Origin of the sequence: Brevibacterium sp. NPDC056726, assembly GCF_042790515.1 — a bacterium.
GTDB lineage: Bacteria > Actinomycetota > Actinomycetes > Actinomycetales > Brevibacteriaceae > Brevibacterium > Brevibacterium sanguinis.
In genome coordinates, this window is record NZ_JBHTYZ010000007.1 from 92179 (window position 1) to 118820 (window position 26642).

23 protein-coding genes are annotated in these 26642 nt (G+C 68.9%); 11 read left to right on the forward strand and 12 right to left on the reverse strand.

Annotated features, from left to right (window positions below):
- Positions 1 to 142 precede the first annotated feature (142 nt).
- Positions 143 to 1183, reverse strand: coding sequence for a 3-isopropylmalate dehydrogenase (locus tag ACFQ91_RS15365; protein WP_198499204.1), 1041 nt, complete (start codon positions 1181 to 1183; stop codon positions 143 to 145).
- Between the two features lie 233 nt (positions 1184 to 1416).
- On the opposite strand from ACFQ91_RS15365, the gene ACFQ91_RS15370 reads away from it, so the two are divergent.
- A complete protein-coding gene (locus ACFQ91_RS15370) occupies positions 1417 to 2268 on the forward strand; it encodes a CoA ester lyase (protein WP_198499205.1) in 852 nt (283 codons plus the stop codon).
- A 116-nt stretch (positions 2269 to 2384) separates the two neighbouring features.
- On the forward strand, positions 2385 to 3008 hold the full coding sequence (locus tag ACFQ91_RS15375; protein ID WP_198499206.1) for a phosphatase PAP2 family protein: 624 nt from the start codon (positions 2385 to 2387) through the stop codon (positions 3006 to 3008).
- Between the two features lie 10 nt (positions 3009 to 3018).
- Here ACFQ91_RS15375 and ACFQ91_RS15380 read toward each other — a convergent pair whose 3' ends face one another.
- Positions 3019 to 3621, reverse strand: coding sequence for a TetR/AcrR family transcriptional regulator (locus tag ACFQ91_RS15380; RefSeq protein WP_198499207.1), 603 nt, complete (start codon positions 3619 to 3621; stop codon positions 3019 to 3021).
- A gap of 62 nt (positions 3622 to 3683) precedes the next feature.
- Here ACFQ91_RS15380 and ACFQ91_RS15385 point away from each other — a divergent pair, with 62 nt between their 5' ends.
- Positions 3684 to 4142 carry a nuclear transport factor 2 family protein gene (locus ACFQ91_RS15385; RefSeq protein ID WP_198499208.1) on the forward strand — a complete coding sequence of 153 codons (459 nt, stop codon included), beginning with the start codon at positions 3684 to 3686 and terminating at the stop codon, positions 4140 to 4142.
- 14 nt (positions 4143 to 4156) lie between these two features.
- Here the strand turns inward: ACFQ91_RS15385 and ACFQ91_RS15390 are convergent, their stop codons facing one another.
- From ACFQ91_RS15390 to ACFQ91_RS15400, 3 genes are all read right to left on the reverse strand, one after another.
- Positions 4157 to 4762, reverse strand: a complete 606-nt coding sequence (locus ACFQ91_RS15390; RefSeq protein WP_198499209.1) for a DUF805 domain-containing protein — start codon at positions 4760 to 4762, stop codon at positions 4157 to 4159.
- 178 nt (positions 4763 to 4940) lie between these two features.
- On the reverse strand, positions 4941 to 6533 hold the full coding sequence (serA, locus tag ACFQ91_RS15395; protein WP_376917359.1) for a phosphoglycerate dehydrogenase: 1593 nt from the start codon (positions 6531 to 6533) through the stop codon (positions 4941 to 4943).
- Positions 6534 to 6671: 138 nt separating this feature from the next.
- Positions 6672 to 7964, reverse strand: a complete 1293-nt coding sequence (locus ACFQ91_RS15400; RefSeq protein WP_198499211.1) for a GNAT family N-acetyltransferase — start codon at positions 7962 to 7964, stop codon at positions 6672 to 6674.
- Positions 7965 to 8171: 207 nt separating this feature from the next.
- On the opposite strand from ACFQ91_RS15400, the gene ACFQ91_RS15405 reads away from it, so the two are divergent.
- From ACFQ91_RS15405 to ACFQ91_RS15420, 4 genes are all read left to right on the forward strand, one after another.
- Entirely contained in the window at positions 8172 to 9176 is a 1005-nt protein-coding gene (locus ACFQ91_RS15405) for an ABC transporter permease (protein WP_198499212.1), read from the forward strand.
- Positions 9173 to 10171: an ABC transporter permease gene (locus ACFQ91_RS15410; protein ID WP_198499213.1), complete on the forward strand. Its 999-nt coding sequence runs from the start codon at positions 9173 to 9175 to the stop codon at positions 10169 to 10171. The genes ACFQ91_RS15405 and ACFQ91_RS15410 overlap by 4 nt, the downstream gene beginning before the upstream one ends.
- Positions 10172 to 10238: 67 nt before the next feature.
- Complete coding sequence (locus ACFQ91_RS15415; protein ID WP_198499214.1) at positions 10239 to 11909, forward strand: ABC transporter substrate-binding protein; 1671 nt, start codon at positions 10239 to 10241, stop codon at positions 11907 to 11909.
- Between the two features lie 4 nt (positions 11910 to 11913).
- Positions 11914 to 13635: an ABC transporter ATP-binding protein gene (locus tag ACFQ91_RS15420; RefSeq protein WP_198499215.1), complete on the forward strand. Its 1722-nt coding sequence runs from the start codon at positions 11914 to 11916 to the stop codon at positions 13633 to 13635.
- Between the two features lie 66 nt (positions 13636 to 13701).
- Here the strand turns inward: ACFQ91_RS15420 and ilvC are convergent, their stop codons facing one another.
- From ilvC to ACFQ91_RS15435, 3 genes are all read right to left on the reverse strand, one after another.
- Positions 13702 to 14733 carry a ketol-acid reductoisomerase gene (gene ilvC / locus ACFQ91_RS15425; RefSeq protein ID WP_137826545.1) on the reverse strand — a complete coding sequence of 344 codons (1032 nt, stop codon included), beginning with the start codon at positions 14731 to 14733 and terminating at the stop codon, positions 13702 to 13704.
- 122 nt (positions 14734 to 14855) lie between these two features.
- On the reverse strand, positions 14856 to 15368 hold the full coding sequence (ilvN, locus tag ACFQ91_RS15430) for an acetolactate synthase small subunit (RefSeq protein WP_137826546.1): 513 nt from the start codon (positions 15366 to 15368) through the stop codon (positions 14856 to 14858).
- Positions 15365 to 17302, reverse strand: coding sequence for an acetolactate synthase large subunit (locus ACFQ91_RS15435; RefSeq protein ID WP_198499216.1), 1938 nt, complete (start codon positions 17300 to 17302; stop codon positions 15365 to 15367). The genes ilvN and ACFQ91_RS15435 overlap by 4 nt, the downstream gene beginning before the upstream one ends.
- Before the next feature lie 341 nt (positions 17303 to 17643).
- On the opposite strand from ACFQ91_RS15435, the gene ACFQ91_RS15440 reads away from it, so the two are divergent.
- Together ACFQ91_RS15440 and ACFQ91_RS15445 are read left to right on the forward strand one after the other, a co-directional pair.
- Positions 17644 to 19455, forward strand: coding sequence for an ABC transporter ATP-binding protein (locus ACFQ91_RS15440; protein ID WP_198501002.1), 1812 nt, complete (start codon positions 17644 to 17646; stop codon positions 19453 to 19455).
- Positions 19452 to 21323 carry an ABC transporter ATP-binding protein gene (locus ACFQ91_RS15445; RefSeq protein ID WP_198499217.1) on the forward strand — a complete coding sequence of 624 codons (1872 nt, stop codon included), beginning with the start codon at positions 19452 to 19454 and terminating at the stop codon, positions 21321 to 21323. The genes ACFQ91_RS15440 and ACFQ91_RS15445 overlap by 4 nt, the downstream gene beginning before the upstream one ends.
- Positions 21324 to 21508: 185 nt before the next feature.
- Here ACFQ91_RS15445 and ACFQ91_RS15450 read toward each other — a convergent pair whose 3' ends face one another.
- Both ACFQ91_RS15450 and ACFQ91_RS15455 read right to left on the reverse strand, forming a co-directional pair.
- The gene (locus ACFQ91_RS15450) at positions 21509 to 22315 is read right to left on the reverse strand and encodes a hypothetical protein (RefSeq protein WP_198499218.1); all 807 of its coding nucleotides are present in this window, start codon (positions 22313 to 22315) and stop codon (positions 21509 to 21511) included.
- A gap of 455 nt (positions 22316 to 22770) precedes the next feature.
- The gene (locus ACFQ91_RS15455; RefSeq protein ID WP_376872561.1) at positions 22771 to 23361 is read right to left on the reverse strand and encodes a protein-L-isoaspartate O-methyltransferase; all 591 of its coding nucleotides are present in this window, start codon (positions 23359 to 23361) and stop codon (positions 22771 to 22773) included.
- 62 nt (positions 23362 to 23423) lie between these two features.
- Between ACFQ91_RS15455 and ACFQ91_RS15460 the strand changes: the two genes are divergently transcribed.
- Together ACFQ91_RS15460 and ACFQ91_RS15465 are read left to right on the forward strand one after the other, a co-directional pair.
- On the forward strand, positions 23424 to 23942 hold the full coding sequence (locus tag ACFQ91_RS15460; protein WP_376872564.1) for an adenine phosphoribosyltransferase: 519 nt from the start codon (positions 23424 to 23426) through the stop codon (positions 23940 to 23942).
- 245 nt (positions 23943 to 24187) lie between these two features.
- Entirely contained in the window at positions 24188 to 25009 is an 822-nt protein-coding gene (locus ACFQ91_RS15465) for an aldo/keto reductase (protein ID WP_376904118.1), read from the forward strand.
- 137 nt (positions 25010 to 25146) lie between these two features.
- Here the strand turns inward: ACFQ91_RS15465 and ACFQ91_RS15470 are convergent, their stop codons facing one another.
- Both ACFQ91_RS15470 and ACFQ91_RS15475 read right to left on the reverse strand, forming a co-directional pair.
- Positions 25147 to 25689: a MerR family transcriptional regulator gene (locus ACFQ91_RS15470; RefSeq protein ID WP_376871466.1), complete on the reverse strand. Its 543-nt coding sequence runs from the start codon at positions 25687 to 25689 to the stop codon at positions 25147 to 25149.
- Positions 25690 to 25691: 2 nt separating this feature from the next.
- The gene (locus ACFQ91_RS15475) at positions 25692 to 26627 is read right to left on the reverse strand and encodes an SDR family NAD(P)-dependent oxidoreductase (RefSeq protein WP_198499225.1); all 936 of its coding nucleotides are present in this window, start codon (positions 26625 to 26627) and stop codon (positions 25692 to 25694) included.
- Positions 26628 to 26642 lie beyond the last annotated feature (15 nt).

The following is a 26642-nucleotide window of genomic DNA, read 5'->3' on the forward strand; positions in this document are numbered from 1 at the left end:
CCCGGTCATCCATCGGGGGTCGACTCCCACCGCGCCGAGGCGGGGCGTCCCTCCGCGACGAGGTGACCTGTGTCCCCGGCGGGCGCCCGGGGCCCGTCCCGGCGGGCCCGAACGATCCATCCCGCGGGCCCGGCCGCCCGGTTCACCCCAGTCGGGCGGCGATCGCGTCACCCACCTCGGCGGTGGTCCGCGGGGTGCCGTCGCGCTCGGCGAGATCGGCTTCGACGGCCGTCTCGATCGCGGCGGCCACGGAGTCGAGTCCGAGGTGGGAGGCCATGAGCGCACCCGAGAGGATCGACGCGGTGGGGTCGGCGATCTGCTTGCCGGCGATGTCCGGCGCCGAACCGTGGATCGGTTCGAAGAGGCTCGGCGCGGTGCCCTCGACGTTGAGGTTGCCCGAGGCGGCCAGGCCGATGCCCCCGGTCACCGCGGCGGCGAGGTCGGTGAGGATGTCACCGAAGAGGTTGTCGGTGACGATGACGTCGTAGCGCTCGGGGTCGGTGACCATGTAGATCGTGCACGCGTCGGTGTGCTCGTAGTTGACGGCCACCTCGGGGAACTCCTCGCCGACCTTCTCGACGACACGGCGCCACAGGTGCCCGGCATGGACCATGACGTTGTGCTTGTGGACGTAGGTGAGCTTCTTCCGCCGGGCCTGCGCCCGCTCGAAGGCATCGCGCACGGCCCGCTCGACGCCGTACCACGTGTTGACCGACACCTCGGTCGCGACCTCGTGCGGGGTGTCCGTGCGCACGGAGCCGCCCATGCCGGTGTACGAGCCCTCCGTGCCCTCGCGGACGACGACGAAGTCGATCGCGGGACGGGCGGCGAGGGGACTCTCGACGCCGGCGAAGAGCTTCGCGGGACGGAGGTTGACGGCGTGGCCGAGCCCGAAGCGCATCTTGAGGATGACCCCGCGCTCGAGGACTCCCGAGGGCACGCTCGGGTCGCCGCACGCGCCGAAGAAGATCGCATCGTGGTTGCGCAGGGCCGCGAGTTCGTCATCGGTGAGCGTCTCGCCCGTCTCGTGCCAGCGCTTGGCCCCGACCTCGTAGTCGGTGAGCTCGAGGGCGACCGGCTCCCCGGAGAGCTCGATCGCGCGCTGGAGGACCTTGAGCCCTTCCGGCACGACCTCGGTGCCGATTCCGTCGCCGGGCATGACCGCTATGGAGTACGTCTTCATGCCCGCCAGACTAGAGCCCATCTCATCATGCAACCAGCCCATATCACTATGTGAACAGATCGCCTCGGCGCCTCCCGATCCTCCCACAGGTCCGAACGTGGACAATTTCACGTCTCAATCTTCGTCTGCGGCTACAAAATCCTTGGTCGACCGACGAAAATGGTGGTCAGCCGTCGCGACTCGACCGCGGCCGCAGACTCGCCGACTCACCGCTTCCGAGAGAAAGTCGATCCTTGACAGAAACGATCCGCAATCGTCGCGCCGCCTCCCTCCCCGCCAAGCTGTCCCGCTCGTGGCTGCTCGTCAATGCGGCGAAGGAGGCTCTGTTCGCACCCGCGCAGGCGTCCGAGGCCGATTCTGTCATCTTCGACCTCGAGGCCTCGGTGGCCGAGGACAAGAAGCTCGAGGCCCGCGACAACGTCGTCCGCGCCCTCGAGTCCGGCATGTCGGCGTGGGTGCGGATCAACAAGATGGAGTCGGAGTTCTGGGACGACGACCTCGCGGCCGTCGCCATGCTGCCCGGTCTGCGCGGGGTCATGCTGCCGGAGACCGAGCGCCCCGAGCAGGTCTCCTACACCGCGATGCGCGCGAAGGCCGGCCTGCCCGTGCTCGCGCTCCTCGAATCCGCCCGCGGCGTCGAGAACGCGACGAAGATCGCCGAGGCGCCCGGCACCTTCCGCCTCGCCTTCGGCACGAACGACTTCCGCAAGGACACCGGATTCTCCGGTGATCCGATGGCCCTCGCGTACGCCCGGTCGCGCCTGACCATCGCCTCGCGCATGGGCGGGCTGCCCGGCGCGATCGACGGCCCCTCGGCCGCCGACGCCAGCGATGAGCAGGTGCGTGAGGACGCCGACGTCACCCACAACATGGGCATGACGGGCAAGCTCGTCCTCAACATCGACCAGGTCAACGCCCTCAACGAGGCGATGAGCCCGAGCGAGGACGAGCGCACGTGGGCCCGCCAGATGCTCGCGGCGGCCGAAGGCGGCACGGAGATCACCGACGGCTCGTACCTGCCGCGTCTGGCGCGCGCGAAGAAGATCGCGTCGCTCGCCGACACCTACGGTCTCTGGAACGCCTGATCAGCGCCGATGCGCCCGGGGCCGGGCAACCGGCCCCGAACCCCCGTCTGCCCTCCCAGGCACCGTCCGCAGTCGCCCCCACACCGCGGTGGGCGCTGTGGTCGGTGCTGCCGGCCATGCTCCTCGTCGGCGCGTTCGGCCTCTGGCTGCGCCTGACCCACACCGGGCCGACCCCGCTCGATGTGTGGTGGGCCCACCTCGTCAAGGTGCCGCTCGATTCGGTGCCGTACTGGGTCGCGGTCACCCTCGCCGAGGTGGGCGGCGGCAACGGGGCGATGATGTGCACCGCGCTGGCTGCCGCGATCTTCATCCTGCTGCGCCGGTTCCGTGCCGCTGTCGTCATCGTCACGACGATGCTGCTCGGCGTCGGCCTCTCCGAGCTCATCAAGCTGCTCGTCGAACGGGCCCGCCCGGGCGATCAGCTCTACTCGTCGCTGGGCTACTCCTATCCGTCCGGTCACTCGATGGGCGCGGCGGCGCTGGCCTTCGGGCTCGCGCTCATCGTCACGCGGGCGGCGACGAGCACCCGTGCCGATCCCCTGCGGCTCCGCTTCCACTGGTCGCTGCTGCTCGCGGCAGGCTGGGTGCTCGCGATGATGTGGTCGCGCACCGCACTCCAGGTCCACTGGCTCACCGACACGATCGCCGGCGTCCTCGTCGGGCTCACCGCCGCGATCCTCGCCGATGCCCTGTGGACGTGGATCGGTCTGCGCACCCGCTCACCGCTGCTGCTCCGTTAGGCCCTCTCCGCTAGCCCCTCTCCGTCCGCCCCGCCCCGGCAGCGCCGAGCACGTCGAGGGCGGCGCTGACCGTCTGCGCGACGAGGCGGTCGTCGATCGGCGGCAGGCCCGGGAGGACCAAGCGCATGAGGAGCGGCCCGGTGAGGAGATCGGCGAGCCAGTCGGGGTCGGCACCGGGGGCGATCTCTCCGCGGTCGACGGCCCGGGCGAGGATGACTCGCGTGAATTGCCGCCTCGGTGAGAGGTAGGAGTCGAAGAACGCCGCCGCGCCGGACACATCGCCGGCGATGTCAGCGGCCCATCCGGCGAAGCCGCGGGTGACGACGGGGTCGGTGAAGAGCCGCTGCTGCCGAGCCTGCACCTCCGTGAGGTCGCCTGCGAGGCTGCCGGTGTCGATGTCGGTGTCCGTGCCGTGGCGGGCGGCGAGCACGAGCGGCACCACCTCGGCGAGATTGCGGAACCGGCGATAGAAGGCGGGCTTGTTCGTGCCCGCCCGCTCGACGACGAGATCGACGGTGACGGACGCGTAGCCGCGTTCGATGACGAGATCGGTGAGGGCGCTGACGATCTCGGATTCCGTTGCGCTCTTGCGCGGGCGACCGGTTCGGCTCATAGTGTAACCAATAGTAACGTTAATCGATGCGGACGACCCCTGGTCGCCGGTGAGGGGTTCCCATGTACAAGCGCATCGTCAGGGCCCGCATCCGCGCGGTCTTCGACCAGATCAGCCGCGGTCAGGTCATGCCCATGGTCGACAGCCTCGCCCCGCGCTTCGTCGACGTCTTCCACGGCGACCATGCGCTCGGCGGTCGGCGCACCACCCGGGAGGCGATGATCCGCTGGTGGGAGCGGGTGACGAGCATCCTGCCCGACGCCCGGTTCGCCGTCGACGACGTCATCGTCGACGGCGGACCGTGGCACACGCGGATCGCCGTGCGCACCCGCGTCTCGGGCTCACTGCCCGGCGGCGGCCGCTACGAGAACACGATGTTCCAGTTCCTCACCCTGCGGTGGGGGCGGATCATCGCGGTCGAGACGCTCGAGGACCTGCAGGTCCTCCAGCGCGCGCTCGCCGAGGTGGCCGCCGCGGGCAATCCGGACGCTGCGGCCGCGCCGATCACGGACTCGCCCTGACCGGCGAGTCGGCCTCAGTGCGCGCCGACGGCGTCGAAGCGCGCGCCTTCGGGCTTGGCCTCGAGCAGCATGAAGACGAGGACGATGAGCGGCCCGGCGAACGGGACGAGCGCGATGAAGAGGAGCGCTCCGGGCATGTTGACGTCGTGGAGACGGCGGACCATGAGCGCGAGCATCGGCACGATGACGGCGAGGAAGACGACGACGAGGAGCGCGAGACCGAGCCAGATGAGTGTCGCAGCCGGCGCGTGGTTCATGATGCCCGGGGACTGTTCGAGGGTGATCGCCTCACCGGTGGTCTGATCGACCCCGAACTCGGTGATCTTGGGGTTCGCGGCCGCCCACGCGAGGCCGATCGACATGCCGATGATGATGAGCGCATACGGGATCGCCATGGCGATGGCGACGAACAGGTAGACCCACCAGAACTCGCTGCGGGAGGCACGGCCGGAGAACACGGAGTACTTCTTGAGGAAGCGGGAGACCGCCTGCTTCGGACGGGCACCGCGCAGCGGCAGCGCGAGATCGCCGAGGCTGCCGGCAGCGGCCGTGCCGGCCACCGGGGCCTGGTGGGTGTCCTGCCCGGGAGCGGGCAGAGGGGACTGGGGGGAGTTGGTCATCGGGTTCCTTCATGGGAGTGGAACCGGCCCGACGCAGGCCACCCGAGGACGACCAGCGCGGGACCGGCGATGGTCGATGCAGTCACCGAGGGTTTCGATGTGCGCTGACCATCATAGCGGTGCCCCGCACCCGCCTGCGCGGATACGGGGCACCGAGTGTGGTCTGCGTCGGGTCCGCTCAGTCCTCGTCGAGCGAGACCGCGGAGAACGCCGAGGCGTTGACTGCGCCGGCGACGGCCCGCACGACCTCCTCGGGCACCGCCGAATCGACGGCCATGACCGAGAGCGCCTCGTTGTCCTCCGACGACGGTGAGACCTGCATGCCGGCGATGTTGATCTCGTTGGCGCCGAGCGCGAGCCCGAGCTGACCGATGATGCCCGGACGATCCTCGTAGCGGAAGATGAGGAGGTTGTCGGTGAGCTCGATCTCGAGATCGAAGCCGTCGACCTCGGTGAGCTTCTGCACGAGCTTCGGACCCGTCACGGTGCCGGCGACGGTGATCCGCTGTCCGTCCCCGGTCGTCGCGGTCAGGCGGGTGATGTTGCGGAACGATTCGCAGTACGGATCGGTCGTCAGCTCGACCCCGATCCCCCGCTCCTCGGCAAGCAGCGGGGCGTTGACGTAGGAGACCTGGTCGGAGACGACGTCCTTGAACAGGCCCTTGAGCGCCGAGAGCTTGAGGACGGAGACGTCCTTGTCGGCGATCTCGCCGTTGACCTCGACCTTGAAGTGCGTGACCGAGGATTCGGCGAGGGCGTTGACGACCCGGCCGAGGCGCTCGGCGAGCGGGATCCCGGGACAGACGTCCTCGTGGATCGCCCCGCCTGCGACGTTGACGGCGTCGGGGACGAGCTCACCGGCGAGCGCCTTGCGCACGGACTTCGCGACCGCGACCCCGGCCTTCTCCTGGGCCTCGACCGTCGACGCGCCGAGGTGGGGCGTGACGTTGACGGCGTCGAGGTCCATGAGCGCGGACGGCTCGGGCGGTTCGACGTTCCACACGTCGATGCCGGCGCCTCCCACGGTGCCCGCGGCGACCGCCTCGGCGAGCGCCTCCTCATCGATGATGCCGCCGCGGGCGACGTTGACGAAGCGGGCGCCCGGCTTCGCGAGCGCGAACTGCTCGGTGCTGATCATCCCGATCGTCTCGGGCGTCTTGGGCATGTGGACGGTGACGAAGTCGGAGACCGCGAGCAGCCCCGGCAGGTCGACGACCTCGACGCCCATCTGCGCGGCGCGCGCCTGCGTGATGTAGGGGTCGTAGCCGACGAGGCGCATCCCGAAGGCCTTCGCGCGTTCGGCGACGAGACCGCCGATGCGGCCGAGGCCGATGATGCCGAGCGTCTTCTCGTAGAGTTCGACGCCGGTGAACTTCGAGCGCTTCCACTCCCCCGCCTTGAGCGAGGTGTTGCCGGCGCCGAAGTACCGGGCCGAGGCGAGGATGTGGGCCATCGTCAGCTCGGCGGCGGAGATGATGTTCGACGTCGGGGCGTTGACGACCATGACACCCGCCGAGGTGGCGGCCGGGACGTCGACATTGTCGAGGCCGACGCCGGCGCGGGCGATGACCTTGAGGTGCGCGGCCGCGGCGATCGCCTCGGCGTCGACCTGGGTGGCCGAGCGGACGAGAATCGCATCGGCGTCGACGATGTCGGTGAGCAGGCGGGAGCGGTCAGCGCCGTCGGTGTGACGGATCTCGAAGTCGCCTCCGAGTGCGTCGATGGTGGCCGGTGACAGGTTTTCGGCGATGAGCACGATGGGCTTGGGCACTGAGTTACTCCTTCAGGGAACCGGGACGGGCTCATCATATGAGACTGCGTGAATACCTTCACAAAGTCTCAGGATCTGGGAACACCGTCCGCGCCCCGAGCACCCTGGACACCTGGAGCACCTCGAGGCGCCTCAGCGTCAGAATCCGTTCGGCGAGTACGGCATCCGCTCGAGACCGAACATCGACTTCGCCTGGACGGCGGCTCCCGGCACGTTCTCCTCGATGCGACCGGCGCGGACGAGGATGACCGGGTCCGCCCCGCCGAAGTAGAGGGAGCCGAGTTCGGCGATGCCGAGGCTGAGGTCGGCCGGCGTCGCCTCCGAGACCGGTTCGACGACGGCGCTCTGCCCGTCGGAGGTGACGCGGAAGCGTCCCCCGGTGAGCTCCTGCGGATCGTCGATGTCGAGGACGAGAGTGCCGGGCACGAACCATGCGCGGGCCTCGAGGGCGGCCCTGACGTCGAGGATCCGGATCCAGATGTTGTCCTCCGTCGACGTCGTCTTCACGCGGCGGGAGTCCGTGAGCAGCCACGGCAGCGGCGAGTCCTCGGCGGATTCGCCGAACTTCACCCGCGTCGAGAGGTCAATCGCGGCGAGGAAGGACCACAGGGAGGCGTACGCGGCGTCGGTGACGGCGACGAAGTCGATGAGCTCGATCGTCGGCGGGGTCGTCGACCAGCCCGCGAACTTGTAGGAGACGTAGCCGTCGGGTTCGCCGTCCTCCCCGAAGTGCAGGGCGGCGCGGACTCCGCGATCGGCCTCTCCGGTCTCGGTGTTGAGCGCGCCGGTGGCCCGTTCGACGTAGGTCTGCTGCCGCTCCATCGCCCCCGGCGAGGTCTTCATGAACTCGCCGTAGATCTTCGGCGCGAGTTCGCGCAGCACGCTCGGCAGACACATCTCCACCCGCCGGTCGGGTTCGCGGATCATCTGGAAGCCCGGCGAGGTGTCGACCTCGATCGCATGCGACCACGTCGCCACGCCGAAGCCGTAGCGGGAGTAGATCCCGCCCTCGGTCGCGGTCAGCGCCGCGAACGGGTAGCCGGCGGCCTTCGCCTCGGCGAGGTCGGTGGTGATCATCGACCGGAGCAGGCCCCGGCGGCGATGGGTGGGCCGCACGGTCACCCACGTGATGAGGTGCGCAGGCACGAGCCGCCCGGCACCGACGTTGACGAGCTTCTCGAACCACGCGAAGGTCGCGACGGGGATGTCGGCGTCGAGCGCATAGTCGTATTCGTTATCGGCGTAGACCGCGGTGAGACGACGATCGTCGTCGATCGCCCGCTGCACACGGGCCTTGAGCGCCGCATCGGTCGACCGGGAGTCGTGGAACCCCACGCTCGTCGACGCGAAGTAGCCCTTCGTCCTGGCATCCGGCTCCCCCGTGGACTCGTCGAAGGCGGGAGTGAAGCTCTCGAATCGGTAGTTCGTCACGGTGTCGTCTTCCTCGAGTCGGCCAGGGTTCCCTGCCTGCGACTCTAGCACCGGGGCCCCTGGTGACGAACGGAGGAAACTGCGCTACTGTCACGGAACTTCATGAGTTTGCTCAGACGACGATCAGGCGCATAATTGTTGAGCAGTTCGGCGATCCCGGACGCGACCGAGCCCACCGTCCGACCGACCACGAATCGAAGGACCACGATGACAGCAGCCCCGCCCGAGCGGCCGGGACGCGCGCCCCGCACAGACACCGTCTGGGCGCGACTGAAGCGCTCCCGACCAGCGATGATCGGCCTCGGGCTCGTCGTGTTCTTCGTCCTCCTCGCCGTCCTCGCCCCGGTGTTCGCGGCCCTGACCGGCAACAGCCCCTACGCCTACAACCCCGAGCTGCTCGCCCCCGACACCGCCCCGGCCGGGCCGCTGGGCGGGATGAGTGCTCAGCACTGGTTCGGCGTCGAGCCCCGCACCGGACGCGATCTCTTCGCGATCGTCTCCTACGGCGCGCAGGTCTCCCTGCTCATCGGACTCGCCGCGACGCTCGTCTCCGTCATCGTCGGCGTGGCGATCGGACTCATCGCCGGCTTCTACGGGCACCTCGCCGACCGGCTGCTCTCCCGGTTCACCGACATCGTCTTCGGCTTCCCGTTCCTCATCTTCGCCATCGCGCTCTCGGCGACCGTGCCCGCAAGCTTCCCGCGCCCGCTCCTGCTCATCCTCGTCATCGGCTTCTTCGGCTGGCCGCCGGTCGCCCGCGTCGTCCGCAGCGAGACGCTCTCGCTCAAGGAGCGCGGGTTCGTCCGCGCCGCCGCCGCGCAGGGCACGAGCAGCGCGCGCATCCTCGTCCGCGAGATCCTCCCGAACCTCGCCGCGACGATCATCGTCTTCACGACCGTGTCGATTCCCGGCAAGATCGGCGCCGAGGCGGCCCTGTCCTTCCTCGGCGTCGGCGTCAACCCGCCCACCCCGTCGTGGGGCCGGTCGATCTCCGATGCGATCTCCTGGGTCCAGGTCGACCCGATGTACCTCATCTTCCCCGGCATGGCGCTCTTCCTCGTCACGCTCGGGTTCAACATGTTCGGCGACGGACTCCGCGACGCCCTCGACCCCACCGCCGAACAGGGCCCCGAGCGCAGTGCCGACCGCACCCCTGACCGCGGCCCCGACACCCCGAGGATCGACCCGATGAGCGCAGGAGGCCAGCCGTGAACCGCGTGAAGTTCGCCGCGTCCCGGATCCTCGGGGCCGTCGTCGTCCTCATCATCATCGCCGCCGCGTGCTTCGCGATCTTCTACCTCATGCCGACCAATCCCGCTCAGCTCTCGTGCGGCAAACCCTGCTCCCCCGAGCGCCTCGCCGAGGTCGAGGCCTACCTCGGCGTCGACCAGGCGTGGTGGAAGCAGCTCTTCGACTTCCTCGCCGGCATCATCGGCGGGCGGACCTTCGGCGAGGGAGCGGCGGCGATCCACTGCAATGCCCCGTGCTTCGGGTACTCGTTCCGGCTGCGGGACTCGGTGACGAACCTCATCCTCCAGCGGCTGCCGATCACCGTCTCCCTCACCCTCGGTGCCGCGGTGCTCTGGGCGATCGGCGGGATCGCGGCAGGACTCATCGCCGCACTCCGGCGCGGCCGGTTCACCGACTCCGCGGTCATGGGGGCGGCGATCACGGGAATCTCCGCACCGACGTACCTGCTCGGCCTCCTCGGCGTCCTCCTCTTCGGGTTCACCCTCAACGTCCTCCCGATCGGCGGCTACGTCCCGCTCACGGAGAACCCCCTAATGTGGGCCTTCCACCTCATCCTGCCGTGGATCGTGCTCGCGATCGCCAACGGCGCGATCTACGCGCGGCTCACCCGCGGGCAGATGCTCGACGTGCTCAGTCAGGACTACATCCGCACGGCCCGCGCGAAGGGCCTGAGCGAGACCGTCGTCGTCGGCAAGCACGGCCTGCGCAACCTCGTCGTGCCGCTGACGACGCTGTTCGCCATCGACATCGGCGGCCTGCTGGGCGGAGCGGTGATCACGGAGAAGGTCTTCGCCCTCGGCGGGGTCGGCACCCTGCTGCTCGAGTCGGTGTCGAGCCTCGACATCCAGGTCATCGTCGGCGTCACCCTCTTCGCCGCCGCCGTCGTCATCATCGCGAACCTGCTCGCCGACCTCAGCTACTCGATCCTCGACCCGCGGATCGGAGCACGCGCATGATCCCGCACTGTCGCCGCCCACGGCTCCTCCTCACCCCCTCTCCGCTCATCTCACGCAAAGGACCATCATGAAGCGCTTCGGCCTCCTCGCCGCCACCCTCGCCCTGGGGCTCGTCCTCACCGGGTGCAACGCGAATCCCGAACTCAACGACGACTCGCAGGGCAACACGCTCGGCGAGACGCAGAAGGGCGGGACCCTCAACATCTTCTCCGAGGACCCCGACATCGACTTCGACCCCGGCAAGAGCCAGGGGCTCGCGATCACCTCGCTCTCCCTCGTCCACCGCCGGCTCACGACGTGGGACATCCAGCCCGACCAGCCGGGCGAGGTCGTGCCCGACCTCGCCACGGACACGGGCACGGTCAGCGACGACGGCAGGACGTGGACGTTCACCCTCAAGGACGGGCTGAAGTTCGAGAACGGCGACCCGATCACGACCGCCGACATCAAGTACGGCATCGAGCGGTCGTTCTCGACCGAGCTCTCAGGCGGCCTGAGCTACCACAAGGGCCTCATCGAGGGCGGCGACGACTACGCCGGCCCGTTCACCGGGGACGACCTCGCCTCGATCGAGACACCGGATGAGAAGACGATCGTCTTCCGCCTCAACTCGACGTTCGGCGACTTCCCGTGGATCGTCTCGATGCCCGCCTTCTCCCCCGTGCCCGAGGGCAGCGACGACCCCGGCACGTACGGCCTCGATCCCGTCGCCTCGGGTCCGTACAAGGTCGAGTCGAACCAGTCCGGCGCCGAGGCGGTGCTCACTCGCAACGACCAGTGGAATGAGGAGACCGATCCGGTCCGCACGGCCGGCCCCGACCAGGTCGTGTTCAAGCTCGGCCAGGACGCCTCGGTGACCTCGCAGGCGCTCATCTCCGACTCCGGGGACGCGAAGAACGGGTTCTCCGCGAGCTTCGTCCCCGCCTCGCAGCTCGCGCAGGTCCAGAACGACCCGAACGCGCAGTCGAGGCTCGTCACCTCGGGGCCCGGCGCCCTGTCCTACCTCGCGATGAACACCGAGCGGGAAGGGCTCAAGGACCTCAAGGTGCGGCAGGCGATCAACTACGCCGTCGACAAGAACACGTACCGGATCGCCGGCGGCGGTGAGATCTCCGGTGACTATGCGACGACGCTCATCACCCCCGGCATTCCCGGTCGCGTCGACTACGACCTCTACCCTGCCGGTCCCGAGGGTGACGTCGAGAAGGCGAAGTCCCTCCTCGCCGAGTCCGGTGCCGACCTCGGCCCGCTGACGCTGCTGACGAAGAACTCCGCCACCGACGTCGCCCAGGCCGAGGCGATCCAGCAGGCACTGGCCCGGGTCGACATCACCGTCGAGATCAGGTCCGTCGACACGAACACCTTCTCCGCCGATGCGACGAACGACGAGGGCGACTACGACCTCGCACTGACCTCATGGCAGCCGGACTACCCGTCGCCGTTCGGCAACATCCAGCCGCTCTTCGACTCCTCGCAGATCGGCGGCGGCAACTACAACATCTCCCGCTACTCGAACCCCGAGGTCGACGACCTCATCCAGCAGGCCACCGGGACTGTCGATGCGGCCGCGGCCGAGAAGATCTGGGCCGAAGCCGACAAGCGGATCATGGAGGACGCGCCGATCGTGCCGCTGACGTACAACCGGAACTCGTTCCTCCACGGCTCGAACGTCGAGAACTTCATCATCGGCGAGTTCCCGGCCTACCCCGTGTACTTCAAGGCCTCGCTGAAGGGCTGACCCGATGAGCGCGACCACCCCCGCCCTGAGCTACCGCGACTACTCGGTGTCCTTCGGTGCCCGCACCGTCACCCGGGACGTGTCCTTCGACCTCGTCCCCGGGTCGATCCTCGCCCTCGTCGGCGAATCGGGGTCGGGCAAGTCGGTCACCGCGCTCGCTCCGCTCGGCCTCGTGCCCGGCGCGAGCCAGGCCGGATCCGTGGTGCTCTGGGATCCCGCCGGCCCGGCCGGAGGCGGGGTGGGGCTGACCGGGGCGATCGAGCTCGTCGGTCTCGACTCCGCGGAGCTGCGTCCGATCCGGGGCGAGCGGGTCGGCGTCGTCTTCCAGGAGCCGATGAGCGCGTTCAATCCGATGTTCCGGGTCGGCCATCAGATCGCCGAGGCGGTCCGGGCCCACGCCGGCAGCGACGGTGCGGGCGGGGCCGGGCGCGGGGACATCGGGCAGCGTGTGCTCGCGCAGCTGAGCGCGGTCGGCCTGCCCGATCCCGAGACGGTCGCCGAGGCCTACCCGCATGAGCTCTCCGGCGGTCAGCTGCAGCGGGCGATGATCGCGCTCGCGACGATCAACTCCCCGCAGGTCCTCATCGCCGACGAACCGACGACGGCCCTCGACGTCACCGTGCAGACGGGCATCCTCGACCTCCTCGTCGCCCAGGCCCAGGCCGGTCAGGCCGTGCTCCTCATCACCCATGACATGGGCGTCGTCGCCGACATCGCCGACCGGGTGGCCGTGATGAAGGACGGGCGGATCGTCGAGACCGGGTCCGTCGAGGACATCTTCGACCGTCCCGCCTCGGACTACACGAAGCAGCTGCTCGCCGCCGTGCCGAGGCTGAGCGCGGTCGTCGATGCGCAGACACCGTCCGCCGCGCGCCCGGACGACCCCGAGCCCGCCGCGGACGCCGTTCCCGCCGGCACCGTTCCCGCCGCCGAACTTCGCGACGCCACCGTCGTCCATCGTTCGTCCGGCCGCCAGGTCACCGCGCTCGACGACGTCAGCCTCGTCATCCCGGCGGGTCAGATCACCGGTCTCGTCGGGGAGTCGGGGTCGGGCAAGTCGACGATCGCGAACGTCCTCACCGGTGGTCAGGCGCTGACCTCGGGCGAGGCGTTCGTCGCCGGTGAGCGCGTGTCCACCCGCCCGAACCGCCGCCAGCGCCGGCTGCGCGCCGAGGTCGGCGTCGTCTTCCAGGACCCGCGGGGCTCGCTCAATCCGCGACGCTCGGTCGGGTCGCAGATCGCCGAACCCCTGAGGGTGCACACGGATCTCAGCGGCCGTGACATCGACGCCCGGGTCGATGCGCTGCTCGCCGACGTCCAGCTGCCGACCGACTTCGCCGCCCGTTTCCCGCACGAGCTCTCCGGCGGACAGCGGCAGCGCGTGGCGATCGCCCGTGCCCTCGCGCTGCGCCCGAAGCTGCTCATCGCCGACGAACCGACCTCGGCGCTCGACGTCTCCGTGCAGCGCGGGGTGCTCGCCCTCCTCGGTGAGCTCCATGCGTCGCTGGACTTCGCGTGCCTGTTCATCAGCCACGATCTCGCCGTCGTCGAACAGCTCGCCAGTCACGTCGTCGTCCTCAAGGACGGTCGCATCGTCGAGCAGGGCCCGAGCCTTCAGGTGCTCACGGATCCGGGCGAGGCCTACACGCGCCGCCTCATCGAATCCGCGCCCGTGCCCGATCCGCGCATCCAGGCGGCCAGGCGCGCCGCCCGCCTCGCCGCGTAGAACCCGCCACGACGACGAAGGCGCCGCCGGAATCCCTCCGGCGGCGCCTTCTCGCACTCGTCACTCTCAGCGAGCGGCAGTGCCCTCGGTGTAGTCGTCGTCGGTGTCCTTGAGCCAGGCGAACATCTTCCGCAGCTCCCGGCCGGTGGCCTCGATCGGGTGCTTCTCCTCCTTGGCGCGCAGCGACTTGAACTCCTCGCCGCCGTTCTTCTGGTCGGTCATGAAGCGCTCGGCGAAGGTGCCGTTCTGGATGTCGACGAGGACGCTCTCCATGTTCTCCTTGACCTCGGGCGTGATGACCCGGGGACCGGAGACGTAGTCGCCGTACTCGGCGGTGTCGGAGATCGACCAGCGCTGCTTGGCGATGCCGCCCTCGACCATGAGGTCGACGATGAGCTTGAGCTCGTGGAGGACCTCGAAGTACGCGATCTCCGGCTGGTAGCCGGCCTCGGTGAGGACCTCGAAGCCGTACTGGACGAGGTGGGAGACGCCGCCGCAGAGCACGGTCTGCTCGCCGAAGAGGTCCGTCTCGGTCTCCTCGGTGAACGTCGTCTTGATGCCGCCGGCGCGCAGACCGCCGATCGCCTTCGCGTAGGAGAGGGCGAGCTCCCAGGCGTGTCCGGTCGCGTCGACCTCGACGGCGACGAGCACGGGCACGCCGCGGCCGTCGACGTACTCGCGGCGGACCACGTGGCCCGGGCCCTTGGGCGCGATCATGACGACGTCGACGCCCTCGGGGGCCTTGATGTAGCCGAAGCGGATGTTGAAGCCGTGGATGAAGACGAGCGTCTTGCCCGGGGCGAGCTGGTCCTTGATCTCCTTCTCGAAGATCTCCGCCTGCACCTGGTCGGGGGCGGCGATGGTGATGACATCGGCCCAGGCGGCCACCTCGGCGGGGGTGCCCACTTCGAGCCCTTCGGCAGCGGCCTTGTCCCGGCTCGACGAGCCTTCCTTGAGTCCGACGCGGACCTGCGCGCCGGAGTCGCGCAGGCTCAGTGCGTGGGCGTGGCCCTGACTTCCGTAGCCGATGATGGCGACCTTCTTGCCCTGGATGACGGACAGGTCGGCATCGTCGTCGTAAAAGCGTTCTGCTGCCATTGTTGCTGCTCCTTAGAGTTTCGGGGTGCTCACCCCATTGTTTCACAGTTCGGTACAGTTGCTCACCCATTGAGACGGTCGGTGTTCCACGGCGTGGAACGTCGGCCACCCTCAGAGCGAGGTCAGTTGCGCAGGGCGCGGTCGGTGATCGACTTCGGTCCGCGTCCCACGGCGACGACGCCGGACTGGACGATCTCCTTGATCCCGAAGGGCTCGAGGACCTCGCGCAGGGCTTCGACCTTGTCGAGCTCACCGGTGGCCTCGACGCTCACCGAGTCGGTGGAGACATCGACGATCGAGGCGCGGAACATCTCCACGGCGGCAGCGACCTGCGGCCTGGTCGCCGCATTGGCCTTGACCTTGTAGATGACGTGGGCCCGGCGCACCGACGCCGCCGGTTCGAGCTCGACGATCTTGATGACGTTGACGAGCTTGTTCAGCTGCTTCGTCACCTGTTCGAGGGCGACGTCGCGGACGTCGACGACGACGGTGATGCGCGAGAGCTCATCGTGTTCGGTCACGCCGACGGCGAGGCTGTGGATGTTGAAGCCGCGGCGGGCGATGAGCCCGGTGAGACGCGCGAGCACACCGGGCTTGTTCTCGACGAGGACTGAGAGCGTGTGCCGGTTGTTCATTCCAGGCCTCCTTCGATCTGCGCCACGGAGCGCATGGTTCCGTCTTCACCGGCGGCCGCCTCGGCGATCGCCGCTTCCGCCTGCTCCTCCCCCTCGTCCTCGAAGTCCGGGCGGATGCCGTTGGCGTACTGGATCTCGTCGTTGGAGACTCCGGCGGCGACCATCGGCCAGACCATGGCATCGGGCGGGACGGTGAAGTCGAGGACGACGGGCCGGTCGTTGATCTCGAGAGCCTTCTCGATCGCCGCGTCGACCTCGTCGTTGCTGTCGACGCGCAGCGCGAAGCAGCCGTAGGCCTCGGCGAGCTTGACGAAGTCGGGGATCCGAATCGTCTCGTGCCCGGTGTTGAGGTCAGTGTTCGAGTAGCGGCCGTCGTAGAAGAGCGTCTGCCACTGCCGCACCATGCCGAGGGAGGAGTTGTTGATGATCGCGACCTTGATGGGGATGTCGTTGAGCGCGCAGGTCGCGAGCTCCTGGTTCGTCATCTGGAAGCAGCCGTCCCCGTCGATCGCCCAGACGACGCGGTCGGGTTCGGCGGCCTTCGCGCCCATCGCGGCGGGCACGGAGTAGCCCATCGTGCCGAGGCCGCCGGAGTTGAGCCACGAGCGGGGGCGTTCGAAGTCGACGAACTGGGCCGCCCACATCTGGTGCTGGCCCACGCCTGCCGCGTACACCGCCTCGGGGCCGGTGAGGGCGGAGATGCGGGAGATGACGTACTGCGGATCGCAGAGCTCGCCGTGGGAGGAGTACCCGCGCGGGTACGTCTGCTTGAGGCGCCGGAGGAACCGCCACCACGGCTCGCGCTGGCGCTCGAGGGCTTCGGGGAACTTGCCGCGCAGCTCGGTGAGGATCTCCGAGAGCACTTCGCGGGCGTCGCCGACGATCGCGACCTCGACCGCGCGGTTCTTCCCGATCTCGGCGGGGTCGATGTCGGCGTGGATGACCTGGGCGTCGGGGGCGAACGAATCGAGGTTGCCGGTCACCCGGTCATCGAAGCGGGCGCCGATGGCGATGAGCAGGTCGGCCTTCTGGAAGGCCGCGACGGCCGGCACGCTGCCGTGCATGCCCGGCATTCCGAGGTGGAGCGGGTGCGAGTCGGGGAAGGCGCCGCGGGCCATGAGCGTGGTGACGACGGGGATGTTCGTCGCCTCGGCGAGTTTGAGCAGCTCCTTCTCCGCCTCGGAGCGGATGACGCCGCCGCCGATGTAGAACACGGGACGCTGCGCCTCGCCGATGAGCCGCGCGGCCTCGCGGATCTGCTTGGCGTGGGGTTTGAGGATGGGCCGGTAGCCGGGCAGCTGCGGCTCCTCGGGCCAGACGAAGGGGGCCTCACCGGTCTGCGCGTCCTTCGTGATGTCGACGAGGACGGGTCCGGGGCGACCGGTCGTGGCGATGTGCGCGGCGTTGAGGATCGCGGAGGGGATGTCCTCGGCCTTCGTGACGAGGAAGCTGTGCTTCGTCACCGGCATCGTCATCCCGACGATGTCGGCCTCCTGGAAGGCGTCGGTGCCGAGCAGCTTCGAGCTCTGCTGGCCGGTGATGGCGAGCAGCGGCACGGAGTCCATGTGGGCGTCGGCGAGCGCGGTGATGAGGTTCGTCGCCCCCGGTCCCGAGGTCGCGATGCACACGCCGAGGCGACCCGAGGCCGCCGCGTACCCTTCGGCGGCGTGGCCGGCGCCCTGTTCGTGGCGGACGAGGATGTGGCGGATCTTGTCGGTCTCGAGCAGCGGGTCGTAGGTCGGAAGGATGGTGCCGCCGGGAAGCCCGAAGACGGTGTCGACGCCGAGGCGCTCAAGGCTGCGGACGATCGCCTGCGCGCCGGTGAGGACCTCCGGCGCCGAGGATCGCCGGATGCTGGTCGGGGTCGCGGTCACCGGGGGTGCGCTCTGCGCAGTCCCGGCGGCCGCCTTCTGAGCCGAGGGCGTGGCTGCCATCGTGTCGTATCCTTCCTGGGTTGACCCGCTCGCGTTTCGTCCCTGCATGAAAAAAGCCCCTCCGGTTTCGGTAGGGGCGCGCGGAACGTGTCGTACTGACAGGCTACGGATGATCCGCGCGCTGGCTAATGACGACGACGAGAAGGTGAGTCATGCCTCAATGGTTCACCGCCCCACCGGGAGTGTCAAACGGCAGAAACGATCGTCTCGCAATTCGGGATCAACGATGCTTGATGGATGAGATCGACCGCCTCGGCGAGGCAAGGACCGTTCTCCCCGCCGATCGGCGAAACTCCACTTCAGAGCACCATGGACGCGGGAGTAACCGCGGACTAGGCTTGATGTTCGTGCGCCCCCTTCTACGCTTCTGGCCCGATCTGCGCGCGCGGATCGGCATCTACATCGTCGTTCTCGTCCTCACCCTGCTCGCGAACGGCATCCAGCTCATCGTCCCGGTCATCACCGGGTACATCATCGACGGCCCCATCACCTCGGGTGATCTCTCAGGCCTGTGGCTGCCCGTGCTCGGGGTCCTCGGCATCGGCATCGCCGAGGCGGTCGCCCTGTGGGCGCGGCGGATGATCGTCGCACCGGTGGTCTCGGCGTGGGAGATCCGCTGGCGTGCGCGCCTCTTCGACCGGCTCCAGTACACCTCGGTGGCGATCCACGACTCGTGGGAGTCGGGACAGCTGCTCTCGCGCGCGACGAACGACCTCTCGCAGCTGCGGCGGTTCTTCGCCTTCGGACTGCCGTTCCTCCTGGCAACTCCGATCGTCATCATCGTCGGCACGATCATGCTCACCGTCCTCCAACCGGTCTTCGGCCTCATCATGCTCGTCATGGCGGTGCCGACGATCATCGCCGTGGCGATGTTCGAACGGCGGTATCGGGAGACTTCGCGGCAGTCCCAGGACGCCGTCGGCGAGATCACGACCGATGTCGAGGAGTCGATCCAGGGCATCCGGATCCTCAAGTCCTTCGGCCGCTCCCCGTGGGCCGCCGAGCGCTTCTCCGTCCTGGCGCGGAAGTTCCAGGGCCTCGAGGTGCGCAAGGCGAAGCTCGACTCGTGGTTCTGGAGCGTCCTCATCCTCCTGCCCACCCTCGCCCAGGCCGCGATCGTCGGCATCGGGACCTTCGGCGTCGTCCAAGGCTGGACGACGATCGGCACCGTCGTCGCCGGGGTGACGATCTCCATGGTCCTGCGGATGCCGATCGAGATGCTCGGGTTCCTCCTCGCCGATGCCATCATGTCGATCACCGCGGCCGGCCGCTACTGGGAGGTCATCGACATCCGCCACGACATCACCGATGCCGCAGGCGGCATCGACGACGACCCCGCTGTCGGCCGCCACCGCGGGGAGCTCGTCTTCGACGACGTCGACTTCCACTTCTCCGACACGGACCGTCTCACGCTCTCGGGCCTCGACCTCACGATCGAGCCCGGGCAGACGCTCGCCCTCGTCGGCACGACGGGCTCGGGCAAGACGACGCTCGCCTCGCTCGTGCCCCGGCTCCAGGACGTCACCGGCGGGGCCGTGCGCATCGACGGCGTCGACATCCGCGACCTGCCGGTCAACGAGCTGCGCCATCTCGTCTCCGTCTCCTTCGAGGACCCGATCCTCTTCTCCGCGAGCGTCCGCGACAACGTCGTCATGGGCGCCCCGGGCTCCGACGACGATGCCGTGTGGCAGGCGCTGGAGATCACCGCGGCGGACGACTTCGTCTCCCGTCTGCCCGAGGGCCTCGACACGCAGGTCGGCGAGCAGGGACTCTCCCTCTCCGGGGGACAGCGGCAGCGCCTGGCCCTGGCCCGGGCGGTCATCGGCAGGCCGCGCATCCTCGTCCTCGACGACCCGCTCTCGGCCGTCGACGTCGACACCGAGGACCGCGTGCAGCTGAAGCTGCGGGAGATCCTGCCCGATTCGACGACGCTCATCATCGCCCACCGGCCGTCGACGGCCGCACTCGCCGATGTCGTCGCCGTCCTCGACGAGGGCCGCATCGTCGCGCGGGGCACGCATGAGGAGCTCCTCGAGACCTCCCCGCTCTATCGCGAACTCATGGGAGCGGGCATGCAGGCGACCGCCTCGGCGCGCGGTGAGGGAGCGACCGCCTCGGCGGGGAACCGGCCGACGGAAGGGGGCCTGGCATGAGTGCGCCGCGCCTGGCAGAGGACGACGGGGTCGAGGAGCTGCCGCCGGACATCGCGGCCAAAGCGCGGGCGCTGCTGTTCTCGCTCGTGCGCCCGCACCTGCCGATGGCCGTGCTTCTCCTCGTCATCGTCGTCCTCACCTCGGCCACCCTCGTCATCGGGCCGCTCTTCATCGCCGACGCCCTCGACACCGGCATCCCGCAGGCCGTCGCCGGCGACCCGGCGGCGCTGACGCGGGCGATCACGCTCTTCGTCGCCTCCGCCGTCGCCTCGGCGGTGCTCGCGTTCACGGCGACCCGCCTTGTCGGCATCACCGCGCAGAAGATCATCTTCACCCTGCGCCAGCGCGTGTTCACCCATGTTCAGCGCCTTGACCTGGGGTATCACGAGAAGTCGACGTCGGGCCGCCTCGTGTCCCGGCAGACCTCGGACATGGAGTCGGTCCAGCAGTTCCTCTCGTACTCGCTGTTCGAGACTGCGCTCGCGCTGCTCCAGATGGTGTTCATCGCGATCACGCTCATCGTCCTCGATGTGCCGCTGGCGATCGTCGTCTTCGCCGGGTTCATCCCGCTGTTCTTCATCACGAAGGCCGCGCACCGGACCCAGCGCGGGGCGTACCGGCGCACCCGGACGTCGATCGCGAAGGTCATCGTCCACTTCGTCGAGACGATGGGCGGCATCCGCGCCGTCCAGGCCTACCGGCGCCAGCCCGACCGTCGCGGCACTCTGCGCGAGCAGGACACGGCGTACCGGGACGCCAACACCGATGCGCTGCGGGGCGTCGCGTGGTTCGCCGGGTGGACGCGGCTCGTCGGCAACGTCACGCAGACGGTCATCATCGTCGTCGGCGCGTGGCTCGTCATCGAGGGATGGACGCAGATCGGCGTGCTCGCCGCGTTCATCCTCTACCTGCGCCGGTTCTACGGTCCGCTCGACGAGCTCGTGCAGTCGTTCAACCTCTACCAGTCGGCGTCGGCGGCGCTCGAGAAGATCGCCGCCGTCCTCGACACGGATCCCGGCGTCCCGGCACCGGCCCAGCCCACACCCCTGCCCGCGCACACGGAGACCGGGGCGGCTGAGTCGGCGGGGGCGGCCGGGGCGGCTGAGTCGAATGGGTCATCCACCTCGGCGACGGGACGGTCGATCGACCTCACGGACGTCCGCTTCGCCTACGCCGACGGACCCGATGTCCTCCCCCGCTTCGACCTGACGATCCCGGCGGGGCAGATCGTTGCGCTCGTCGGCGCCACGGGTGCCGGCAAGTCGACGCTCGTCAAGCTCGTCACCCGGTTCTACGATCCTTCGGAGGGCACGGTCAGTCTCGACGGGGTCGACCTGCGCGACCTCGATGACGCACAGCTGCGCTCGAGCGTCGTCATGGTCACGCAGGAGTCGTTCCTCTTCGCCGGCACGATCGCCGACAACATCCGGATCGGCAATCCGGAGGCCACCGACGCCGAGGTGGTCGCCGCCGCCCGGGCGGTCGGGCTCGACCCCTACATCCGCCGCCTGCCCGACGGCTACGACACCGACGTGAAGAAGCGCGGCGGCCGGCTGAGCTCGGGCCAGCGGCAGCTCGTGTCGTTCGCCCGGGTGTTCCTCGCCGATCCCGATGTCGTCGTCCTCGATGAGGCGACCGCTCACCTCGACATCCCGTCGGAGAGGCTCGTGCAGAAGGCGCTCGCGACGGTGCTCGAGGGCAGGACGGCGATCATCATCGCCCACCGGCTCTCGACCGTCGAGATCGCCGACCGCGTGCTCGTCATGGACGCCGGGCGCATCGTCGAGGACGGCACGCCCGAGGAGCTCATCGCCGGCACCGGTCGCTTCGCCCAGCTCCACCGCGCCTGGCGCGACACCCTCGTGTGAGGGGCCCGGCGGCGTTCGCGGCGTCCGCTGGCGATCGACGCCCCGAACCGACAAATACGCCCCGAGCCGACGTCCGCCCGTCTTCGACGCCCTCAACCGACAAATACGCCCTGCGCTAACGGCGTATTTGTCGGTTCACCGCGTCGATACTGCCGCGTGCGGAGTGTGACCGCGTATTTGTCGGTTCACCGCGTCGGTGCCGCCGGTGTACGGGCGCTGACGAGCCGTGCCAGATCGGTGAACGGGCGCCGGCGCCACAGGTCCTTCCAGAAGATGCGGACGACGGTGTAGCCGAGAGCCCTCAGCTGCCGCTCGCGTTCGCGCTCCCTGTCGAACGCGTGACGGGGGTCCGTGTCGTCGATCGTGTATTTGATCCGGCCGTCGAACTCGAGGATCGTCTTCGATGCGGCGTGGAGGAAGTCGACCCGAGCGACGAAGCGACCGTGGGCGTCGGCGATCTCCACCTGCGGCTCGAACCCGGTGAGGCCGACCTCGTGGAGCCTCACCGCGCTGATCGACTCTCCGGGTGACTCGCGACGCGGATCGGCGAGGTCGAGAGCCGCCGCGACGCGGAATCGGCCGCGAGTCTCGCGGCACTTCGCGGCGGCGTCGCGCAGTCCGTCCGGCGTCACCACGTGCCGACGCAGTGCGTCGTCGAGCATGGGCACGCTGATGTCGAGGTCGCAGTCGCGGGCGACATCGATGAGCGTGCGCTCCCGTGTCGTCAGGGCGACATCGCCAAGGCGGTCGATCTGTCCTGGAGGAACGTCGCGCCGTCGTATGAACAGGTGGGCGTGCCGCTTGTTCGTGGAGGTTCGGATGACTTCGACGAACGGCTTGTCCATCTTCACGATGGTGAAGTCCCACAGCAGAGCGGCCGACAGATGGGAGAAGACCTCCACGTCGTGGCGACCCGACTCCCCCGACCGACCGTTGACGACATCGGCACGGGTGCGGATGAGGACCTTGGCCCGAGCGAGCACGTCGCGCACGTCTCCCACTTCCTCGAACAACTCGGCCTCGCCGAGCGTGACCGCGTCCGCGATCCTGGCGTGCCTGGGATTGTCACACAGGCGCTTGACCGCGAACCGCCCCCGAGCGACTCGCTCCAGGCAGCAGTCGGCTGCCACGCTCACGTCGCGGTCGGAGCAGCCGAGACGTCTCAGGTCGGCGGTCGTGAACACCTGATACATGACATCATTCTGCGCCTATCGATACCAAACGTCAATATAGCTGAGCAAATGCGTCACAGTGCACTCACACTGTGCTTCGACGTGAGTAGCGCGGACAGGCCTGAGCAGCCAGCGCGCGACACATTCCGCTGCGACGCCCCGAACCGACAAATACGCCCTGCGCTAACCGCGTATTTGTCGGTTCACCGCGTCGGTGCCGCCGCGTGCGCAGTGTGACCGCGTAACTGTCGGCTCGGGGCGTCGGTGTCGCCGCCTCACTCCGTGATGAGAGGGACGAAGCGGTAGCGGCCGTGCCGGGTGATCGTCACCGCGCCGGCGGCCTCGCCCGTGCGTTCGACGCGGAGCATCACCTCGGCGACCGGGAGGACCATGACTCCCCCGACGGACAGCTGCGCGACGAGGCTCTCGGGCAGTTCATCAGCACCTGCGGACACGAGGATGCGATCGAACGGCGCACGCTCGGGTCGACCGAGCACCCCGGGCGTCGCCTCGGCGAATTCGAGGCAGTCGATGCCGAGCCCGGCGACGGCGGAGATAGAACGATCGAGGAGCTCCCGGTGACGCTCGACGCCGATGACACGGCCACCAGGTCCGACGAGCGCGCCCAGGAGGGCGGTCGTCCATCCAGAACCGGACCCGAGATCGAGGACCGTCTCCCCCGGTTCGACGCCGAGCAACGCGAGCATGTCGGCGACCGTGCTCGGCTGCGAGTTCGTCTGCCCGCACCCGATCTCAAGCGGCACATTGCTGTCCGACCAGCCCTGCTGATCAGCGGGCAGGAAACGGTGCCGCGGCACCTGCGCGAACGCCTCGGCGAGCGTGACCGGTTCTGAGCGAGCGCTCATGGCACGAGGATACGCTCGCGCGATGCCGTCGAGAAGCGAGCGGCCGCGAGTACAGTTGACCCGTGACGAATGCAGAGCTCGACCGCGCGCGGACCCTCATCACCTCGATCCCCGACTACCCGGAGCCCGGGGTGAACTTCCGCGACATCTCCCCGCTGCTCGCCGACGGCGCCGCGTTCAACGCCGTCACCGATGCGCTCATCGCCCCGTTCGTCGGCCACTTCGACTTCGTCGGCGGACTCGAGGCGCGCGGATTCCTCTTCGCCGGGGCGATCTCGGCGAAGACCGGGGCGGGCATCCTCCCCATCCGCAAAGCCGGCAAACTGCCCAAACCCGCCGCGGCCGTGTCCTACACCCTCGAGTACGGCACCGCGACGATCGAAGCCCCCGACGTCCTGCGCCCAGGCGATCGGGTCCTCCTCGTCGACGACATCCTCGCCACCGGCGGGACGCTCACCGCGGCGCAGGCTCTCGTCACCGAACTCGGCGCCGAGGTGGTCGGCTCAGCCGTCGTCCTCGAGCTCACCGACCTCGGCGGTCGTGCCCATACCGGCGACGTCCACACCGTGTTCGCGGACTGACATCGTGGTCGCGGACTGATCCGACTACCGCGCTGACGCGGCAATGCAACCTGCCTGCACCACAACCTCGGCGCCGGAGAATTCACGCTCAGCGCAATCGGAGAAATCATGCAGACTTCGGGAATGATTCGGGCGGTGAGTGTCGTTGTACGCTCTGTTGTGTGCCGGATACCGGCGCGCGACTTCGGGTCGAGGCGTCCCACCGGGCGCCGACCAGACCATCATCCGTGACGAAAGGCGACACCATGTCGGTACCAGATCTCACCCTCAATGACGGCTTGACCATCCCGCAGCTCGGCTTCGGCGTCTTCAAGGTCGACCCCCAGGAGACCGAGCGCATCGTCACCGATGCCCTCGAAGTCGGCTACCGTCACATCGACACCGCCGCTGTCTACGGCAACGAAGAGGGCGTCGGACGCGCCCTCGCCGCTTCGGGCATCCCCCGCGACGAGCTCTTCATCACCACCAAGCTGTGGAACGACCGCCACGGCGCCGCCGAGTCGCGCCGCGCGCTCGAGGAGAGTCTGACGAAGCTCGGACTCGACTACGTCAACCTCTACCTCATCCACTGGCCGACCCCGGCGCAGAAGAACGCCGTCGAGACCTGGGAGGCGTTCCCCGGCTACCGCGACGAGGGCCTCACCCGCTCGATCGGCGTGTCGAACTTCGACTACCGCTACCTGCCGGAGATCCTCGACACCGGCATCATCCCGGCCGTCGACCAGATCGAGCTGCACCCGCAGTTCCAGCAGATCGACACCCGCCCCCTGCTGGCCGAGAACGACATCAAGATCGAAGCCTGGGGACCGCTGGGTCAGGGCAATGTCGACTACGCGTCGACCGTGATCGGCGAGATCGCCGAGGCACACGGCAAGTCGTGGGCCCAGGTCATCATCCGCTGGCACCTGCAGCGCGGCCACATCCTCTTCCCCAAGTCGAACAACCGCGAGCGCATGGCGCAGAACTTCGACGTCTTCGACTTCACCCTCACCGACGCCGAGATGGCCTCTATCGACGCGCTCGAGAACGGCGGTCGCGTCTCGGCCGATCCCGCCGACGTGAACTGACGTACGGAAGCGAGCTGACCTCGCCGAGGTTGTGCGGACTGACGTGGTCCGCTGAGGTCCGCACCGGCTGAGTCCGGTGCCACAACACCATGAGAACGCGGGCGAAATTGTTTCGCCCGCGTTCTGCGTTGGCGGGATCAGCTCGGATCAGCGGCAGGGGGTTTGCCGTCGCCGCCGTCACCGTCGGGGTGATCCCCGCCGAGCACGTCACCGGTGCGACCGCCGTAAGCGGCGATCTTGTATTCGGTGGCGGCCAGCGACAGGGTGAGCTCGCGGATACGGCGACGGATCGTGTCGCGGTGCTCGATGAGCAGGTCGAGCCTCTCCGGCACGGTCGTCTCCCCCGCCTCGACGAGTTCGACGTAGTGGGCGAGGTCGCGCATGGGCATCCCGGACAGCCGCATCCGGGTGAGGAACACCAACCGCCGCTGAGCCTCGGCGCCGTAGACACGATGCCCGGCTGTGTCCCGGTCCACCGCGACGAGCCCCTTGCTCTCGTAGTAGCGCAGGGTGTGGGGTGAGAGGCCGAGCAGCTCGGAGATCTCCGCGATCGACAGCGAAGCGGCCTCGTCACCGCTGTTGACCATCCGGTGGATGATCTCGACCGGCAGCGTCCCGTCGACCTCGGCGAAGTCGCCCAGGTCCGCGAGGATCCGGCTCATGAGATCGTCGGTCGCCATGCTCACACCGCCCGCTGTGAAGGTCGCATGCCGGGAAAGTCAGCGCTCTCCGCCACGGCGGCCAGGCGCTCGACCTCGGCCGCACCTCCACTGTACGCCGCCCGCAGACGTCGCACCGCCTCGGCGCCGAGAGGCAGACGCAAGGGCAGCTCACCACTGCCTTCAAGGCTCGCCTCGACCAGATCGACGATGATCGCCGCCGCACGGACTGGGTCTCCCTCCTGCCGGCCGTCGACCTCGGCGAGATCCGTGCGGGCTGGTCCGACGATCGCCGCATAGACGTCCGTTCCCGCGGTCACCCCCAGCGAATGCGCGGTATTGAACCCGGTCCGGAACCGTGAGGGCTCCACGAGCATCACGCCGATGCCCAGCGGACCCACCTCGGCGGCCAGTGCCTCCGACCAGCCTTCGAGCGCGAACTTGCTCGCCGAGTAGGCCCCCGCCGCGGGAAACGACACTCGCCCTCCCTGACTGCTCATCTGGACGATCGCACCACGGCCCCGCGCCCGCATGAGCGGCAGGATGGCGCGGGTGAGAGCGGCGGCCGCGAAGAAGTTGAGCTCGAGCTGCTCCCTGAGCGCGCTGAGGCCGATCTCCTCGACAGCCCCGACGATCGCCCGCCCCGCATTGTTGATGAGGACATCGACGTCGAGGTCGGTCAGTGCCTCCCCCACTTCGGCGACGGCGGTCTCATCACGGAGATCCGCGGTGAGGACGGTGAGGCGCTCCCCGACGTCCGCCTTGAGCTTCTGCAGGGACTCCGGGTCGCGGACCACGACGACGGCATCGTGCCCGCGCGCCAGCACCTCCTCGGTCAGTGCCCGCCCGAACCCCTGCGAGGCACCGGTGATCGCCCAGCGCCGCCGGTGCTCGGACGGCTCGCGTACCTCTGTCGTCGTTGTCGTCGCTGCTGTGTTGGTCTCGATGTGTGAGTTCATGACAGCGACGCTACA